Source organism: Microbacterium sp. NPDC008134, from assembly GCF_042957055.1.
Taxonomy (GTDB): domain Bacteria; phylum Actinomycetota; class Actinomycetes; order Actinomycetales; family Microbacteriaceae; genus Microbacterium.
Genome location: NZ_JBIBHO010000001.1, coordinates 570,005 through 587,137 on the forward strand (window position 1 = coordinate 570,005; position 17,133 = coordinate 587,137).

The 17,133-nt window shown below is 69.6% G+C and carries 17 protein-coding genes; 14 read left to right on the forward strand and 3 right to left on the reverse strand.

Annotation, left to right across the window (positions count from 1 at the left end; genetic code table 11):
- Positions 1–37 precede the first annotated feature (37 nt).
- The 10 genes from hpt (at position 38) to ACFY9N_RS02690 (ending at position 8,692) form a co-directional block, all read left to right on the forward strand.
- Entirely contained in the window at positions 38–589 is a 552-nt protein-coding gene (gene hpt, locus ACFY9N_RS02645) for a hypoxanthine phosphoribosyltransferase (RefSeq protein WP_391476716.1), read from the forward strand.
- A gap of 64 nt (positions 590–653) precedes the next feature.
- Positions 654–2,651 carry an ATP-dependent zinc metalloprotease FtsH gene (gene ftsH / locus ACFY9N_RS02650; protein WP_391476717.1) on the forward strand — a complete coding sequence of 666 codons (1,998 nt, stop codon included), beginning with the start codon at positions 654–656 and terminating at the stop codon, positions 2,649–2,651.
- A 2-nt stretch (positions 2,652–2,653) separates the two neighbouring features.
- Positions 2,654–3,253 carry a GTP cyclohydrolase I gene (folE, locus tag ACFY9N_RS02655; protein WP_391476718.1) on the forward strand — a complete coding sequence of 200 codons (600 nt, stop codon included), beginning with the start codon at positions 2,654–2,656 and terminating at the stop codon, positions 3,251–3,253.
- Positions 3,250–4,053 carry a dihydropteroate synthase gene (gene folP / locus ACFY9N_RS02660; RefSeq protein ID WP_391476719.1) on the forward strand — a complete coding sequence of 268 codons (804 nt, stop codon included), beginning with the start codon at positions 3,250–3,252 and terminating at the stop codon, positions 4,051–4,053. Before folE ends, folP begins: the two co-directional genes overlap by 4 nt.
- A gap of 44 nt (positions 4,054–4,097) precedes the next feature.
- Entirely contained in the window at positions 4,098–4,484 is a 387-nt protein-coding gene (gene folB, locus ACFY9N_RS02665; protein WP_391476720.1) for a dihydroneopterin aldolase, read from the forward strand.
- Positions 4,481–5,017 carry a 2-amino-4-hydroxy-6-hydroxymethyldihydropteridine diphosphokinase gene (gene folK, locus ACFY9N_RS02670; RefSeq protein ID WP_391476721.1) on the forward strand — a complete coding sequence of 179 codons (537 nt, stop codon included), beginning with the start codon at positions 4,481–4,483 and terminating at the stop codon, positions 5,015–5,017. Before folB ends, folK begins: the two co-directional genes overlap by 4 nt.
- Entirely contained in the window at positions 5,017–5,499 is a 483-nt protein-coding gene (locus ACFY9N_RS02675) for a DUF3180 family protein (RefSeq protein ID WP_391476722.1), read from the forward strand. The genes folK and ACFY9N_RS02675 overlap by 1 nt, the downstream gene beginning before the upstream one ends.
- Positions 5,450–6,031: a PH domain-containing protein gene (locus tag ACFY9N_RS02680; protein WP_391476723.1), complete on the forward strand. Its 582-nt coding sequence runs from the start codon at positions 5,450–5,452 to the stop codon at positions 6,029–6,031. Before ACFY9N_RS02675 ends, ACFY9N_RS02680 begins: the two co-directional genes overlap by 50 nt.
- Positions 6,028–7,995, forward strand: a complete 1,968-nt coding sequence (locus ACFY9N_RS02685; RefSeq protein WP_391476724.1) for a PH domain-containing protein — start codon at positions 6,028–6,030, stop codon at positions 7,993–7,995. The genes ACFY9N_RS02680 and ACFY9N_RS02685 overlap by 4 nt, the downstream gene beginning before the upstream one ends.
- A gap of 4 nt (positions 7,996–7,999) precedes the next feature.
- A complete protein-coding gene (locus ACFY9N_RS02690) occupies positions 8,000–8,692 on the forward strand; it encodes a DUF2520 domain-containing protein (protein ID WP_391478442.1) in 693 nt (230 codons plus the stop codon).
- A gap of 206 nt (positions 8,693–8,898) precedes the next feature.
- Here ACFY9N_RS02690 and ACFY9N_RS02695 read toward each other — a convergent pair whose 3' ends face one another.
- Positions 8,899–10,716: a DUF2207 domain-containing protein gene (locus ACFY9N_RS02695; RefSeq protein WP_391476725.1), complete on the reverse strand. Its 1,818-nt coding sequence runs from the start codon at positions 10,714–10,716 to the stop codon at positions 8,899–8,901.
- Between the two features lie 79 nt (positions 10,717–10,795).
- On the opposite strand from ACFY9N_RS02695, the gene lysS reads away from it, so the two are divergent.
- Positions 10,796–12,355 carry a lysine--tRNA ligase gene (gene lysS, locus ACFY9N_RS02700; RefSeq protein ID WP_391476726.1) on the forward strand — a complete coding sequence of 520 codons (1,560 nt, stop codon included), beginning with the start codon at positions 10,796–10,798 and terminating at the stop codon, positions 12,353–12,355.
- On the opposite strand, the gene ACFY9N_RS02705 is transcribed toward lysS, so the two are convergent.
- Positions 12,348–13,466: a DUF4192 family protein gene (locus ACFY9N_RS02705; protein WP_391476727.1), complete on the reverse strand. Its 1,119-nt coding sequence runs from the start codon at positions 13,464–13,466 to the stop codon at positions 12,348–12,350. The two genes, lysS and ACFY9N_RS02705, sit on opposite strands and share 8 nt — an antisense overlap.
- Before the next feature lie 114 nt (positions 13,467–13,580).
- On the opposite strand from ACFY9N_RS02705, the gene ACFY9N_RS02710 reads away from it, so the two are divergent.
- From ACFY9N_RS02710 to ACFY9N_RS02720, 3 genes are all read left to right on the forward strand, one after another.
- On the forward strand, positions 13,581–13,754 hold the full coding sequence (locus ACFY9N_RS02710) for a hypothetical protein (RefSeq protein WP_247623465.1): 174 nt from the start codon (positions 13,581–13,583) through the stop codon (positions 13,752–13,754).
- 99 nt (positions 13,755–13,853) lie between these two features.
- Positions 13,854–15,314: a cardiolipin synthase gene (cls, locus tag ACFY9N_RS02715; protein ID WP_391476728.1), complete on the forward strand. Its 1,461-nt coding sequence runs from the start codon at positions 13,854–13,856 to the stop codon at positions 15,312–15,314.
- 44 nt (positions 15,315–15,358) lie between these two features.
- Positions 15,359–16,087 (forward strand): hypothetical protein, encoded by a 729-nt coding sequence (locus ACFY9N_RS02720; protein ID WP_391476729.1) that lies wholly within the window; start codon positions 15,359–15,361, stop codon positions 16,085–16,087.
- A gap of 35 nt (positions 16,088–16,122) precedes the next feature.
- Here ACFY9N_RS02720 and ACFY9N_RS02725 read toward each other — a convergent pair whose 3' ends face one another.
- A complete protein-coding gene (locus ACFY9N_RS02725; RefSeq protein ID WP_391476730.1) occupies positions 16,123–17,121 on the reverse strand; it encodes a diacylglycerol/lipid kinase family protein in 999 nt (332 codons plus the stop codon).
- Positions 17,122–17,133 lie beyond the last annotated feature (12 nt).

The following is a 17,133-nucleotide window of genomic DNA, read 5'->3' on the forward strand; positions in this document are numbered from 1 at the left end:
GGGGAGAGCGGTGTCGTCGATCGCCTAAAATCGATCCATGCGCGCCACGGAAATCCAGGCTGACCTGTCCGAGATCCTCGTCACCGAGGAGCAGATCCTCGCGAAGCTCGACGAGCTGGCCCATCGCGTCGCCGATGATTACGCGGGTAAGGATCTCATCCTGGTGGGCGTGCTCAAGGGCGCGGTCATGGTGATGGCCGACTTCGCCCGTGCGCTGCCCTTCCACGCCCCGATGGACTGGATGGCCGTGTCGAGCTACGGCGCGAGCACGAAGTCCAGCGGTGTGGTGCAGATCCGCAAAGACCTCGACACCGACCTGAACGGCAAGCACGTGCTCATCGTCGAGGACATCATCGACTCGGGCCTGACGCTCAGCTGGCTGCTCGAGAACTTCGAGTCCCGCGGCGCCGAGTCGATCGAGGTGCTCGCCCTGCTGCGCAAGCCGGAGGCGGCGAAGGTGGTCATCGACTGCAAGTACGTGGGCTTCGACATCCCCACCGATTTCGTGGTCGGCTACGGCCTCGACTTCGACGAGCGGTACCGCAACCTGCGCGACGTCGCGGTGCTCGCCCCGCACGTCTACTCCTGAGGCGCTACGCCGTGGGTGAACGCACAGCAGGCGCCTAGTACGCGCGCGATACGCTGATCCGATCATGGATGTGAAGAAGCTCGGCAAGAACCCGCTGATCTACGTGCTCGTGATCGGCCTGCTGCTGATCCTCGGCTTCGTGCTGGTCTCGAACATCGCGGCACCCAAGCAGATCACCACGCAGGAGGGTCTGAAGCTGCTCGGCGGCTCGACCGTCACCGAGGTGGTCAACACCGACGGCGACCAGCGCGTCGACCTCACGCTGTCGAAGCCGTTCGAGGGCGCCGACAAGGTGCAGTTCTACTACGTCGATGCCCGCGCCGACGAGGTGGTCACGGCGATCAACGACGCCGACCCCAAGGAGGGCTTCAACGACGCCGTGCCGCGCGCGACGTGGTTCGACGGCTTCCTCTCGCTCCTTCTGCCGCTCGTGCTGCTCGGCCTCCTGTTCTGGTGGCTCCTGTCGTCGATGCAGGGCGGCGGCGGCAAGGTCATGCAGTTCGGCAAGTCGAAGGCGAAGCTCGTCAACAAGGAGACCCCGACGGTCACCTTCGCCGACGTCGCCGGCGCCGACGAGGCGATCGAAGAGCTCCACGAGATCAAGGAGTTCCTGCAGGATCCCGCGAAGTTCCAGGCGATCGGTGCCCGCATCCCGAAGGGCGTGCTGCTGTACGGCCCTCCCGGAACGGGTAAGACCCTTCTCGCGCGTGCTGTCGCCGGCGAGGCGGGCGCCCCCTTCTACTCGATCTCGGGTTCGGACTTCGTCGAGATGTTCGTCGGTGTCGGAGCATCCCGCGTGCGCGATCTGTTCAACCAGGCCAAGGAGAACTCGCCCGCGATCATCTTCATCGACGAGATCGACGCCGTCGGTCGCCACCGCGGCGCCGGCATGGGCGGCGGCAACGACGAGCGCGAGCAGACGCTCAACCAGATGCTCGTCGAGATGGACGGCTTCGACCCCAACGCGAACGTGATCGTGATCGCGGCGACCAACCGTCCCGACATCCTCGACCCCGCGCTGCTGCGCCCCGGCCGTTTCGACCGTCAGATCGGTGTGGACGCCCCCGACCTCAAGGGCCGTCAGAAGATCCTCGAGGTGCACAGCAAGGGCAAGCCGCTGTCGCAGAGCGTCGACCTCGAGGTCGTCGCCCGCAAGACACCGGGCTTTACCGGTGCAGACCTCGCCAACGTGCTGAACGAGGCCGCACTGCTCACGGCTCGCTCGAACGCGCAGCTCATCGACAACCGGGCACTCGACGAGGCGATCGACCGCGTCATCGCCGGCCCGCAGCGTCGCACCCGCGTGATGAAGGATCGCGAGAAGCTCATCACGGCGTATCACGAGGGCGGGCACGCGCTCGCCGCCGCGGCGATGAACTACACCGACCCGGTCACCAAGATCACGATCCTGCCGCGCGGCAAGGCCCTCGGTTACACGATGGTGCTGCCGCTCGAAGACAAGTACTCCGTCACCCGCAACGAGCTGCAGGACCAGCTGACGTACGCGATGGGTGGGCGTGTGGCCGAGGAGATCGTGTTCCACGATCCGACCACGGGTGCCTCGAACGACATCGAGAAGGCGACCTCCATCGCCCGCAAGATGGTCATCGAATACGGCATGACGACCGAGGTCGGTCCGGTCAAGCTCGGTTCCGAAGGCGGCGATATGTTCGTCGCCCGCGACATGGGCCGCGGTCGCGAGTACTCCGAGAAGGTCGCCGAGCGCGTCGACGCCGAGGTGCGCGCGCTCATCGAGCAGGCCCACGACGAGGCCTACTCGGTGATCAGCGCGAACCGCGACATCCTCGATCGTCTCGCCCTGGCACTGCTCGAGGAGGAGACCCTCGACCACAACCAGATCGCCGAGATCTTCACCGAGGTGCGCAAGCTCCCGGAGCGTCCACTGTGGCTGTCGAGCGACGACCGTCCGGTGTCGGACGTGCCGCCGATCGAGGTTCCGAAGAAGGTCGTCCCGGTGGCGGCGTCCGTCGAGGAGCCCTCGGCGACCGCCCGCGCACAGGAGCCGTCGGGAGCCACGAACCCGCGCCCCGCGACGGCCTGATCGTGAGCGTCGACAGGGCGCGGATCGAGAGCCTCACCCGTGAGCTGCTCGAGGCGATCGGCGAAGACCCGGATCGTCCGGGCCTCCGCCAGACGCCCGCGCGCGTGGCCGAGCTGTACGCCGAGTTCTTCGCCGGTGTCGGTGAGGATGCCGCGGCGCCGCTCGAGCGCACGATCAGCGTGACGCGGGGCCCGGCGCCCGACACCCTCCCCTCGGGGGCCGTGCTTCTGCGCGACATCCGCTTCCGTTCGGTGTGCGAGCATCATCTGCTGCCCTTCGCCGGTCGCGCCCATCTGGCGTACCTCCCGGGGGAGCAGGTCGTCGGACTCGGAGCGCTCGTGCGCGTCGTCGAGATCCTCGCCGCCCGCCCACAGGTGCAGGAGCGGCTGGGTGAGCAGATCGCCGACACGATCGCCGAGAACCTCGACACCCGCGGCGTGCTCGTCGTGCTCGACGCCAGCCACGGCTGCGTGACGATGCGGGGCGGACGCCAGCCCGAAGCATCCACCCTCACGATCGCGGCCCGCGGCGTGTACGAGGATTCGATCGCGCGCGCCGAGCTCATCGCCCTGATCGGCTCGTCGGCGGGCGCTGCCTCGTGACCGGCATCTGGGGCATCGTCAACGTCACGCCCGACTCGTTCAGCGACGGCGGGCGGTATCTCGATGTCGCCGCCGCGGTCGCGCGCGGGCTGAGCCTGCGCGCCGACGGGGCCACCGTTCTCGACATCGGCGGAGAGTCGACGCGCCCCGGTGCGGAGCGCGTGGATGCCGCCACCGAGCAGGCGCGGGTGATCCCCGTGATCGAGCAGTTGGCAGCGGCCGGCGTTCCCCTCAGCATCGACACGATCAACGCCTCGACCGCAGCGGCGGCGGTACGCGCCGGTGCGCGCATCGTCAACGACGTGTCGGGCGGTCTCGCCGACCCGGAGATGCGGACGGCCGTCGCCGAATCCGGCGCCGATTACGCGATCGGGCACTGGCGCGGATTCTCCGACGACATGTACGCCCGCGCCGACTACCATCGCATCGCCCGCGAGGTCGCCGGGGAGCTGCAGGAACGCATGGGCGAAGCGGCGGCGGCGGGGATCGCCCCGTCGCGGGTGATACTCGACCCCGGCATCGGATTCGCGAAGGCGGGAGAGCAGAACTGGGAGCTGCTGCGCGGGCTCGACGACATCGTCGCCCTCGGCCCGCGCGTGCTCATCGGTACCTCGCGCAAGCGATTCCTGGCCGAGACGTTGGGGCAGGCGGATGCCGACGTCACCGAGCAACGTCGAGACCTCGCCACGGCCGTCACCAGCGCCCTCGCGCTGCGCGCCGGCGTATGGGCGGTGCGCGTGCACGACGTGGCCGCGACCCGCGACGCCCTCGCGATCGCGCACGCCTGGGAAGGGCGCTGAGCGCCGGCCGCTGCGCCGTCGGTGCTCCCGCGTACGCTGGGGGAATGGACTTCCTCGACGAGATCGTGCTGACCGGGCTGACCGTCTTCGGTCGGCACGGCGTGTACGACCACGAGCGGGCCGAGGGGCAGGAGTTCACGATCGACCTGCGTCTGCGTCTGGACCTCGCCCTGGCCGCGGCATCCGATGACGTGGTCGACACGGTGCACTACGGCGAGCTGGCCGAGAAGGTCGCGGCGATCGTCGCCGGTGAGCCGGTCGACCTGATCGAGACGCTCGCCTCGCGCATCGCCGACGCGGCCCTCGACGACGGGCGCGTGCAGCAGGTGGTCGTGACCGTGCACAAGCCGCACGCCCCCATCCCGCTGACCTTCACCGATGTCTCGGTGACCCTCACCCGCAGGCGTTCGGCCACGGAGGCAGCCGCATGAGCCGGAATCTCACCCGCCCGCCCGAGGTGCCGCTGCCCGGCCCCGGCCGCGAACCGGTCACGGCCGTCGTCGCACTCGGTGCGAACCTCGGCGACCGTCATGCCACGATCACGGCTGCGGCCGAGCGCATCGCGCGCCTTCCGCTGGTGAGCGATGTACGGCTCTCCCCGCTCCACGAGACGGTCGCCCTCCGCCTCGACGGTCCCGACCCCGACGCGCCGGGGTATGTGAACGCGGTCGCCCTGGTGACCACGCGTCTCGCCCCCGAGATCCTGCTCGGCATGCTGCACGCGATCGAAGACGAGAACGGTCGCGAGCGCCACGAGCGCTGGGGCGACCGCACCCTCGATCTCGACCTCATCGCGTACGGTGACGTCGTCTCGGACGACCCGCGCATCGCGCTGCCGCACCCGCGTGCGTTCGAGCGGCTCTTCGTGCTCGACCCGTGGCTCGACCTCGACCCCGACGCTGAGCTGATCGGGCACGGTCGCATCGCCGACCTCGCCGCCGCGTTGCGGGCGCAGGAGCAGTGATGCGACGCACCTCCGCCGGGCTGCTCGTCATCCTCGCCGCCGTCGGCGCCGCGCTGGGGTTCCTCCTCGATCAGCTCCTGACCGCCATGGGGCGCGCGACGTTCACTCCGTCGGTCTTCCTGCCCGCGCTGCTCGTGCTGATCGCCGCGGCGGCGCTCGCGGTCGCGTGGCCGGTGCGGCGCAGTGTGCGCACCGGCATCCGCATCGATCCCTTCCGCGCGCTCCGCGCCGCGACGCTCGCCCGCGCGTCGAGCCTGCTCGGAGCCCTGCTCGCGGGCTTCGGCGCGGGCCTCCTGGGCTTCCTCCTGACACGGCCGATCGATCCCCCGCTAGGGTCGACAGTGGCGATGATCGCCCTGATCGCGGGATCAGTCGTGCTCGTGGTCGCCGCCCTCGTCGCTGAACAGTTCTGCACCCTGCCGAAGGATCCTGATGACTCAGAGCCCAGAGAACGCGCCCCTGAACCCGGCCGAGGGCACTGACCTCGCCGCCCTCGACCAGGGGGTGTACACGTCTCTCCGCACTGCGCGCAGCGAGGCGCGCCTCGAGCTCGACGGCGCCTGGCATCAGATCTCGCCGCGCTACGCCGTCTCCCAGTTGCTGCAGAATGCGATCCTGCTCGTCGTGGTGATCGTGGCCGCCGCGGTGCTCGCATTCGTCCTGCACCAGAGCTGGGTGTGGATCCCCGGCGCGGCGCTCACGCTGCTGATCGTCGTGACGATGATCATCCTGCCGCGGCAGGCGCGCGCGATCGGCTACATGCTGCGCGCCGACGACATCGTCTTCCGCAAGGGCATCCTCTGGCAGCGCATGATCGCGGTGCCCTACGGGCGCATGCAGCTCGTCGACATCACCCAGGGGCCGGTCGACCGTGCGTTCGGTATCTCCCAGCTCAAGATGGTCACCGCCGCCGCGACCACCGGCGTGCAGATCCCCGGCCTCACGCAGGCCGCGGCCGAGGCGCTGCGCGACACGCTCATCGAGGTCGCCGAGACCCGTCGGACCGGCCTGTGAGCGAGCCGCAGCTCCCGGCCCCGTCCGGTCCGCAGCCCGGAAGCTCCGCCGCCAAGGAGGACTCGTCGAACCTGGCGGACGGCGAATGGCATCGGATGCATCCGCTCACGCCCCTGTTCAAGGGCGGGCTGGTGCTGCTGATCGTCGCGGGCATCACGATCGCGAACCTGCGCGACCGGGTGATCGCCTGGTTCGTGAACATCACGACCCCGAGTGACACGCACTACAGCGACTACACCTCGGGAGACCCGGTCGACTGGGTGCTCGAGAACAACCTGATCCTCATCGCCCTGTTGGCGGTGCTCGGCCTGCTGATCGTGCTGGTCGCGATCTTCTGGTTCGTGTGGCGCTTCCAGCAGTTCCGCATCACCGGCGACCACGTCGAGGTGCGCAAGGGCATCATCTTCCGTTCGCACCGTCGCGCTCCGCTCGACCGCGTGCAGGGCGTCAATCTCACCCGGCCCTTCCCGGCGCGCATCATCGGCCTCGCCAAGCTCGAGGTCGTCGGCGCGGGAACCGATGCGAACGTCGAGCTCGAGTACCTCGCCACGCCCAAGGCCGAGGCGGTGCGGGCCGACATCCTGCGCCTCGCGTCGGGCGTGCGTGCGGCGCGTCAGGCCGCGGCATCCGGTGCGCCCGCCGCGCCGACGACCGCGCGCGCCCAGCTCGTCGACTCGATGAACCACGGCGTCACCGGTCTTCTCGCCGGCGTCGACCTCGAAGATGTGGCGCCCGAGAGCGTCGTGAAGATCCCGACCGGACGCCTCGTCGGTTCGCAGCTGCTCGCGGGTGTGTTGTGGTTCGTGTTCTTCGCGCTCGTATTCGGCGTCACGATGGGGTTCATCTTCTTCGGTGCCCTCCTCGACGGCGATGTCGGCGGCAGCTTCATCTCGTTGGGGCTCGCTCTCGGTATCGGCATCCCGTTGGTGATCGCCGTCGTCGGTATCACCTGGGCGCAGATCTCGAAGTCGCTCCGGTACTCGATCGCCCCGACACCCGACGGCGTGCGCATCACCTACGGTCTGCTCACGACCGTCACCGAGACGCTGCCTCCGGGGCGCATCTTCGCGGTCGAGGTCACGCAGTCGCTGCTGTGGCGACCGTTCGGCTGGTGGTCGATCAAGATCAACCGCATGAGCGGTAAGAGCGCCGCGCAGCAGTCGTCGGGCAGCGCGCAGCAGTTCAATGTCGTGCTGCCGGTCGGCAAGCGAGCCGATGTCGAGCGCGTGCTCGGGCTGATCCTTCCCGACGTACCGGCGGCCGACATCCCTCTCATCTGGGAGCACGGCATCCTCGGGCCGGTCGAGGGCGATCCCTATCGCACGATGCCGCGTCGCGCGGGCTGGCGCCGCCCGCTCTCGTGGAAGCGCCACGGCTACACGGTCACCGATTTCGGGCTGATCCTGCGTCGTGGCGTCATGTGGCGCAAGCTCGCGGTGTTCCCGCTCGCGCGTCTGCAGGGAGTCTCGCTCTCGCAGGGCCCGATCGACCGCGCGCAGCGGGTCAGCGGTGCTCAGGTGCACACGGTGCCGGGGCCGATCCACGGCGTCCTGTCGGGCCTCGAGCGCGACGACGCCCTCGCGTTGATCGGCGATGTCTCGAGTCGGGCGGCGGCCGCCGCCGCGCGCGACACCTCGCACCGTTGGAGCGAGCACACCGGAGGATCGGATGCTGCGGGTGCGACGGATGTCGCGGGTGCGGGTGCGCCTCTGCCTCCGCCGTACGCGCCCGTGCCTCCTGCGTCCGCCCCGGTGCCGCCCGCTGCTGCCGTGCCGCCACCGTATGCCGGTGAGCCCGGCGTCGGTGCGCCGGCGTACCCTGCCCCGCCTGCTCCTCCGGCCCCGGCTGCACCGCCCGCGCCGCCGGCATCCACTGCACCTCCGGCACCGCCGGCATCGACTGCGCCTCCGGCACCGCCTGCGCCGACCGCGCCGCCTGTGCCCCCGGCGTCGACGGAGGACTGACGTGGTGGAGCGCGACGGACGCCTCGGCGTCGGCATCATCGGCGCGGGTCTCGTGGGACCGGTGATCGGCGCGGCGCTCGGCGGTGCCGGGCATGCGGTCGTCGGGATCACGAGCGGTTCCGATGACGAGCGAGCCTCGGCCGTGCTGCCCGATGTGCCCGTTCTCGATGCGCTCGAGGTCGTGCGCCGAGCCGAGCTCGTCGTGATCGCTGTTCCGCACGACCAGCTGGAATCGCTCGTGGCCGGCATCGCCGAGGTCGGCGGGTGGCAGATCGGTCAGCTCGTGCTGCACACCGACCCGGCCTTCGGCATCGAGGTGCTTCGCCCGGCTGCCGAGAAGGGCGCGATCCCGCTCGCCGTGCACCCGGCGATCACCTTCACCGGCACCTCGATCGATCTGCGTCAGTTGCAGGCCGGGTTCGCCGCGGTCACCGCGCCGGCGGCCGTGCTGCCGATCGCCCAGGCGCTCGCCGTCGAGATCGGCTGCGAGCCGGTCGTCATCGCCGAGGCGGATCGCACCGCATACGCCGATGCGATCCAGACGGCGACGGAGTTCTCCCGCTCGATCATCGGGCAGGCCACCGGCCGTCTCCGCGAGATCGGCGTCGACAACCCTGGGGGGTACCTGTCGGCCCTCGTGCAGTCCACCGTCGAGCGGGCGCTACGCGAAGCATCCGATCCTCCGCCTCTGATCTGACGGCACTCCGTCGCGTGCGGGGGCGCTTCGACAAGCTCAGCGACCCAGCGTCGTTCAGCGACCCGGTGTCGCGAACTGGACTGCGTCCCTGAGCCTGTCGAAGGGTCCCGCCCCGAGAGCGACTGCGTCCCTGAGCCTGTCGAAGGGTCCCGCCCCGAAGACGACTGGGTTCCTGAGCCTGTCGAAGGGTCCCGCCCCGAGCGGGGTCAGCGACCGCCCGAGAACCCTCCGCCGCCTCCGCCGCCGGAGAACCCGCCGCCGCCCGAGCCTCCGAAGCTGGACGAGCTCCCCGTCGACGGGGCCGTGTACGACGACGCCGATGCGGTGGAGACGGCGAAGGCGGCGAGCGAGGTGCTGAGGTACGGAGAGCGACCGTCGCCGATCCAACCGGGGCCGCGCTGCTCGTACGTGTAGACGTGCTCGAGCACCTTGCCCCATTCGTCTTCCATGCCGAAGAGCATGGCGTACGGAAGCAGGCGTTCGTACAGCACGATCACGTTCGCGCTGCCGTCCTGCCGGCGCTCCGCGCCCGTGTACGACTGCAGCATGCGGAGGCGGTCGGCCTCGGCGACGCGGATGAACTCGCGCACCCCCTGCAGGTACTCGTACTGCCGCGCGCCCTCCGGGGTCAGCATGACGTGTTTCGAGAAGGCGTAGAGGCTCGCCAGGAGCACGAGGAAGGCACCGAAAGCGGCGACCACGAGCGCCGGAATCGCGCCGACCCGACCGGTGGCGACGCCCCAGATCGACACCGCCAGTCCGATCGCGGCGACGGCGATCGCGATCCATTGCAGGATCACCGCACCGCGGGCCCGTGCGCGCACGGTGAGGCCGCGTGTCTCGGCCTGCTTCGTCCCCAGCGCCTGCACGACGCCCATGCGCGCGGCGAAGGTCTCGCTCGCGGCCGGGATGTCGACCACGCCGGCGTCACCCGTGCCGAGGAACAGGTTGTCGAGGGCATCCGCGTCGAGCTGATCAGGGATGCGGCCGTCGAGGAGGCGCCGCAGTCTCGGACGCTCCGGCTCTGCTCCCTCCTCGATGCGGAGCACGCCGCGAACGGCGAGGTGCACGATCTCGGCCGGGATCACGGCCTTCGCGCCGGGGAGGATCGCGGCGGCGAGGACCGGGGGCATGGCATCCGGCACGTCGTACTGGGCGACGACGATGCCGGTGGCGGTGCGCCGGCGCTTGCGGACGGACGCGACGGCGAACCAGCTCGCGACCGTCAGCCCGAGACCTCCGGCCGCGGCGATCATCGGGGCGACGTCGGTGACCGGGTTCGGGGTGCGTGCGGAGGGTTGCGTGACGGTACCCGCGTCGAAGGCGATCGCGACGGTCACCCCGTCACCCGCGGGGCGCTCGCCGGACTCGACGTGGAAGAGCGCGCCATCCGCGGTCTCGGTCGGGCCCGTGAGTGCGCAGGTCTCGGATGACCCGGAGTATCCCTCGTAACAACGGCTCGCTCCGGTGAGCGCTGCGGTCAGGGTGTCGTCGAACAGGATGTCGGCGCGGAACGACTCGATGTCCTGCGTGCTGTCGAGGGGCAGGAGGTCCCAGTAGAACTCGTCGACTCCGGTGTCGGCGGCGAGCACGACGTCGCGCATCTCGTACTCGATGACGTAGGTCGTGAGCCCCTGCACGTAGTCGTCGTCGCCGGTGAGCACGTAGAGCACGCCGTCGTCGGTGTCGGTCTCGTAGGGCACACCGGCGCCCGTCGCATCGGTGACGGAGAGCACGCGGGTGTCGATCCCGGCGTTCTCGTAGGAGGTGGCGAGCCCCCGGACGATTCCCCGGTTCTGATCGAAGTCGGGGAAGCGGGCGACGAGCTCTTCCGTGACGTGCATCGTGGCTCGACCTTCGTCGTCGACTCCCACCGTGTACGTGGCATCCCACGACGCGTAAGAGAAGTCGTCGACGTCGGCGGAGACGGATGCCCGGGCACTCGCGGGGCTCGACGTGAGCAGGGCGAGGCCGGCGACGGCGGCGGTGGTGGCGAGGGCGCGGAGGATCCGTGGGGCGGCCATTCTTCGAGGCTACCCAGCCCGGGCCTCGGATCGGCTCTCGGCCTCGGTAAACTGGAACGACTTTTCCAAGGAGCCCCGAATGACCGACGCGTCCGCCGCGCCCGCGCAGAACCCCACCGACCCTTCGAACACGGAACTCGGCGATGACGAGATCCACGAGCAGAAGGCGGTGCGTCTCGCCAAGCGCGAGCGCCTGATCGCGAAGCGTGCGGATGCCGGTGGCGGAGCGTTCCCTGTCGGCGTCCCGGTGACCCACACGATCCCGGCGCTGCGCGCCCAGTACGGCGAGGACGGCCCGGACGCCCTCGAGGCGGGTGCCGAGACCGGCGTCCAGGTCGGCGTCGCCGGTCGCGTCGTGTTCAGTCGGAACACCGGAAAGCTCTGCTTCGCGACGCTCCAGGCGGGTGACGGCTCGCGCATCCAGGCGATGATCTCGCTCGCGAACGTCGGTGAGGAGTCGCTGGCGGACTGGAAGGAGTACGTCGACCTCGGGGACCACGTCTTCGTGCACGGCGAGGTCATCTCGAGCCGCCGCGGCGAGCTGTCGATCATGGCCGACGCCTGGGAGATCGCGTCGAAGGCGATCCTGCCCCTGCCCAACGCCTACTCCGAGCTCAGCGAGGAGGGCCGCGTCCGCAGCCGCTACCTCGACCTGATCGTGCGCGAGCAGGCCCGCACCACCGTGCGCGCCCGCGCCGCCGTGAACGCGAGCCTGCGTGCCACCTTCACCGGTCATGACTACCTCGAGGTCGAGACCCCCATGCTGCAGGTGCAGCACGGTGGGGCATCCGCTCGTCCGTTCATCACGCACTCGAACGCCTTCGACACCGAGCTGTACCTGCGCATCGCTCCCGAGCTGTACCTCAAGCGCGCGGTGGTCGGCGGCATCGAGCGCGTCTACGAGATCAACCGCAATTTCCGCAACGAGGGCGCCGACTCGACGCACAGCCCCGAGTTCGCGATGCTCGAGGCGTACCAGGCGTACGGCGACTACAACCAGATGGCTGCCCTCACCCAGGAACTCGTGCAGAACGCCGCGATCGCGGTCTCGGGCTCGACGACGGTGACCTGGGCCGACGGCACCGAGTACGACCTCGGCGGCGAGTGGGACCGCATCTCGATGTACGAGTCGCTGTCCGCCGCCGCGGGGCGCACCTTCACTCCGCAGGACGCGGTCGAGGACCTCATCGCCTTCGCCGAGGCCAACGACGTCGATCTGCCGCCGCAGGCGACCCACGGCAAGCTCATCGAGGAGCTGTGGGAGCACTTCGTTAAGGGCGACCTCGTGCGCCCCACGTTCGTCATGGACTTCCCCGTCGACACCTCGCCGCTGGTGCGCGAGCACCGCTCGATCGAGGGCGTCGTCGAGAAGTGGGACCTGTATATCCGCGGGTTCGAACTGGCGACCGGATACTCCGAGCTCGTCGACCCGGTGATCCAGCGCGAGCGCTTCGTCGAGCAGGCGAAGCTCGCCGCGCGCGGCGACGTCGAGGCGATGCCGATCGACGACGAGTTCCTGCGGGCGCTCGAGCACGGCATGCCGCCGTCCGGGGGCATGGGCATGGGCATCGATCGCCTGCTCATGGCGATCACGGGTCTCGGCATCCGCGAGACCATCCTCTTCCCGCTCGTCAAGTAGTCCGCCCGGGGGTGCGCCGGAAGGTCCACTCCGGCAGCACGGCCGCGTTGATCATCGAACTCACCAGCGCGGCGAGTCCGTAGTCGGGGTCGATCTCGCGCACCAAGTCGAGGTAGTGCGCGGCGTGCGTCGATCGGCCGAGCGCCCAGGAGAGCCACGCCGCCGCGGTGAGTGGGGCGGGGCGTGCGGCGCGCGGCGCCTGCGATACGGCCGTGCGCACGACGTCGAGGGCGAAGCTGAGACGGTCGGGATCGGGTGTCGGGCCACGTCCGAGGAAGATGTCGCCGAGGTCATCCGGGATCGACTGCCCGTGCTGCGCGAAGTCGAGCTGGGCGGCAAGCGATCGGCGGCCGGATGCATGGTCCGAGGCCCACTGCAGCAGCGCCACGTCGCGGTAGACGGGACGCTCGAGGCACCACAGCAGCGCCGCGACGGCGAAGGGCGGCAGATCGCCGCGGGTGTCGATCAGCTGCTCGTAGAAACCGGGAACGTCGTCGAGGATCGCGAGCGCGGCCAGGGCCTCGGGGTTCTCGTCGTCGGTCAGCGAGGACGCCGGGCGGCCCAACAGCGCGGAGAGGTCGCGCAGAGCCCGCCCGACGCGCTCCTTCTGCGCGAGATCGGCGACCGGGAGCACGGCGCCGGAGTTCTGATCGCCCGAGACGTCTCCGATGCCGGGCACGCTCTCGGCGCGCACGGGCTCGACGGCGTGGAGCACGGGCTGCTCGTCGAGGTAGCTCGCCCATCCGCCCGGCGTGACGCAGAGGGCGTCGACGACGCGGAGCCCGGCGTCCTCTGCGCACCCGAGCAGTTCGTCGAGGGCGACGGTGTAGGGGAGCACCCATCCGTCCGGCGTGCTCTGCGCCGCCTCGTCGACGTAGACGACGACGGCGACCGCGTCGATCGCGGCGACGCGTGAGACGAGTCCGATCGCGGTGTCGGCATAGCGCTCGAGCGGCACGTCGTCGCGGGGCAGATCGATGCGCATCGCGCCGTAGGCGCGGGAGCCCTGGAAGGGGAGCAGCACGATGCTGCGTCGCGGCGTGAAGCCGGCGAGGAGGGGGACGATGCCGAGGAACTCGGCGGAATCTGCGGCACGGAGGACGGTGTTCATGAGGCGAGTGTGCCCGGTGGGAGCATCCGCTCGTTCCGGAAAACCGGCCCTGTGGAGAGATTGCCCCGACTTCGCGAACGGCGCAGGAGGAGTGAGGTCGCGTACCATGGGGGTATGGACAACTTCTGGGTCGCCGCCGCGTGGTCGATCCTTCCGACCCTGGGGGTCAGCGCCATCTTCTTCATGGTGCTCCGCGGCATCCTGCGCTTCGACCGCACCGAGCGCAAGGTGCACGCGCAGATCGAAGCCGAGGAGCGGGCAGCTCGCGGCCTTCCGCCGCGCTCCTGAGGCACTGTCCCACCCATCCGATACTGTGAAGCGAACACCGCTCGACGGTGATGCGCGACGGAACCCTTCATCGGTGAGGGCCGTCAGGAAGAGAGCAGTATGACCGCGGAGGGCGTCGCCTGGGCGATCACGGCCTTCCTCGTCGTGCTCGACCTGACCATACGCATCACGGCGATCATCGTCATCCCGCGCAATCGCCGCCCCACGGCCGCGATGGCCTGGCTCCTGGCGATCTTCTTCATCCCGTTCGTCGGCGTCTTCCTGTTCCTCGTGATCGGAAATCCGCGACTGCCGCGCGCCCGCCGCCGCAAGCAGGATCAGATCAACGAGTACATCGCCGCGACCAGCGAGCACCTGCATTTCGGTACGCTCCGACCGCACGCGCCGGACTGGTTCGGTCCCCTGGTCGAGATGAACCAGCGCCTCGGCGCGCTGCCGCTCTCGGGCGACAACGGCGCGCACCTCATCTCCGACTATCAGGAGTCGCTCGATGCGATGGCCGACGCCATCCGCGAGGCGAAGGACTACGTGCACGTCGAGTTCTACATCCTGCAATCGGATGCCTCGACCGACAACTTCTTCCGCGCGCTCGAAGAGGTCGCGGCACGCGGAGTCTCGGTGCGGGTGCTGCTCGACCACTGGGCCAACCGCTGGAAGCCGCGCTACAAGCAGACGATCCGGCGCCTCAACGCGATGGGCGCCGACTGGCACCTCATGCTGCCGGTGCAGCCCTTCAAGGGGCGGATGCAGCGACCCGACCTGCGCAACCACCGCAAGCTCCTCGTGGTCGACGGGATAACGGCGTTCCTCGGTTCGCAGAACGTCACCGACTCGACCTACAACCTCCCGAAGAACATCAAGCGCGGCCTCCACTGGGTCGACCTCATGGTGCGCCTCGACGGCCCGGTCGTGCTCAGCGTCAATGCCATCTTCCTCAGCGATTGGTACAGCGAGACCGACATCGTGCTGGAGGAGATCGACATCGCCCACGCCGACATCGGCTCGGGTGATCTCGACTGCCAGGTGGTGCCCTCGGGGCCGGGGTTCGAGGTCGAGAACAACCTCCGCCTCTTCCTGGGCCTGCTGTACGCGGCCAAGGATCGCATCATGATCGTGAGCCCGTACTTCGTTCCGGACGAAGCCCTGCTCCTCGCCGTCACGGCGGCCGTCGACCGTGGCGTCGAAGTCGAGCTGTTCGTCTCGGAAGAGGGCGACCAGGCGATGGTCTACCACGCGCAGCGCAGCTACTACGAGGTGCTGCTCAAGGCCGGCGTGCGCATCTGGATGTACCGCAAGCCCTTCATCCTGCACACCAAGAGTCTGACGGTCGACGACGAGGTGGCGGTGATCGGCTCGAGCAACATGGACATGCGCTCGTTCGGTCTCAATCTCGAGGTCTCGATGCTCGTGCGCGGCGAGGAGTTCGTCGCCGAGATGCGCGAGGTCGAAGACACCTACCGCTCACTCAGCCGTGAACTCACACTCGAGGAGTGGATGCAGCAGCCGCTCCGCTCGACCGTGCTCGACAACCTGGCGCGTCTCACCTCCGCTCTGCAGTGATCGCCGGCCTTCCGATGGAATATCGCCACCGGTACCCTGAGAGAATGGTCACTCCCTCGCGCGTCGTCGCCGTCCTCTCCGCCTTCGCCGCGGCGCTGCTGATCGCCGGGTGCACCGCCACCCCCGGTTCGACCTCGCCCACGAGCACTCCCGGCGCCTCCACCGCGCTCGAGGCGGGCGATGACGACTTCGCCGACGTCGAGGCCGCACTGCTCGACGATGGCCGCATGTTCGCCGTCGTGACCTGGGGCTCCTCGACGTGCATCCCGCAGGTCGACACGGTGAGCGCCGATGGCCAGAACGTCTCGGTGACCCTGGTCGACGGTGCCGCCGACCAGGTCTGCACCCAGGACATGGTGCAGCGCGCCAGCCTCGGCGGTCGCCCCGCCGGCGTGGACCCCACGAAGGACATCACGCTGCAGGTCACGTACGGCGACATCTCGGACAACGCCGAGATCGGCGGGGTTCCCGTCAGCGGTGTGCCCGGGGAGTCGACCGAGTACCAGCCCTCCGCTGGATGGTTCGACGACGGCAGCCTCGTGCTGCTCACCTGGGGATCGTCGGGATGCCCGCCGGTCGTCGAGTCGGTCGAGGGCTCGGGCAACGCGGGTACGGTGACGTTCGTCACCGACGACACCAAGATCTGCACGATGGACATGGCGCCGCGCGCGACGATCCTCTCGTTCGGCGACGACACGGTCGACGACGACGGCTTCACCCTCACCATGGTGGGCGGCGGCCTCGACGGCACGGTGTCGGTCCTCGCCGACTGACATCGCCGGAGGCCGGCGGCGGTCGTCGGCGCGCGTCAGAGCGCGTCGACCGGATGCCCCTCCGGCAGCGCGAGCAGGAGCGCGCCCGGATCGACGCGACAGGTGATCCGCACGGCGTCGCCGAACTCGTCGCCGTCGAGCTCGACCGGGGTGGGGGTCGATGTCGCGGCCTCCGCGACGAGGCCCTGGAAGTAGTGCACCGCGGCATCCTTCCCGCGTCGTTCGAGAATGCGCCGGCCGGCGGCGAAACGACGGAGAACCGAGTTCTCCCACCAGATCCTGCGCCAGACGTTGAACCAGCCGAACGCGCCGGACGGCCGGATCACGGCGACGTCGAGAGTGCCGTCGGAGATCGAGGCATCCGGAACCAGCGCGATGCCCGCGGGGAGCGTGCCGCAGTTCGCGAACAGGATGCTGTGCACCTTCGTCGAGTGCAGGCGACCGTCGTCTATCTGGTAGACCGAGCGGAAGGGCGAGGCGTTCGCGAGCGAGCGCGCGGCCCCGTCGACGTAGGCGATCCAACCGACCGATTTCTTCAGGTCGGGGCGGGTGTTCGCGATCATGTCGGCATCCAGCCCGATGCCCGCGAGCACGACGAAGGCGTGCTCGCTCTCGTCGCCGCTCTCTCGGGTGATGCGCGCCCACCCGATGTCGATCGCGTGGCGCGAGCCCGTCAGCGCGGCCCGGATCATGTCCTCGGGCGCCGCGAGCGGCAGCGCGAGATTACGGGCGAGCAGGTTGCCGGTGCCACTCGGCAGGATCGCGAGGGGCACTCCGGTGTTCGCGATGGCCTCGGACACCGCGCGAACGGTGCCGTCGCCGCCGGCGACGAGCACGACGTCGACCCCGCGGGCGAGCGCCTGCGCGGTCGCTCCCTGCCCGGCATCCTGGATCGTCGTCGGATAGAACGCCGGATGCTCCCACCCCTCGGCCTTCGACAACTCGCGCACGGCGGAGCGCAGTCTCTTCTCGTCGACCTTGATCGGGTTGTAGACGAGCGCCGCCTGTCGTCTCGCGGCCGCGGGCTTCGTCATGGCGATACTCTA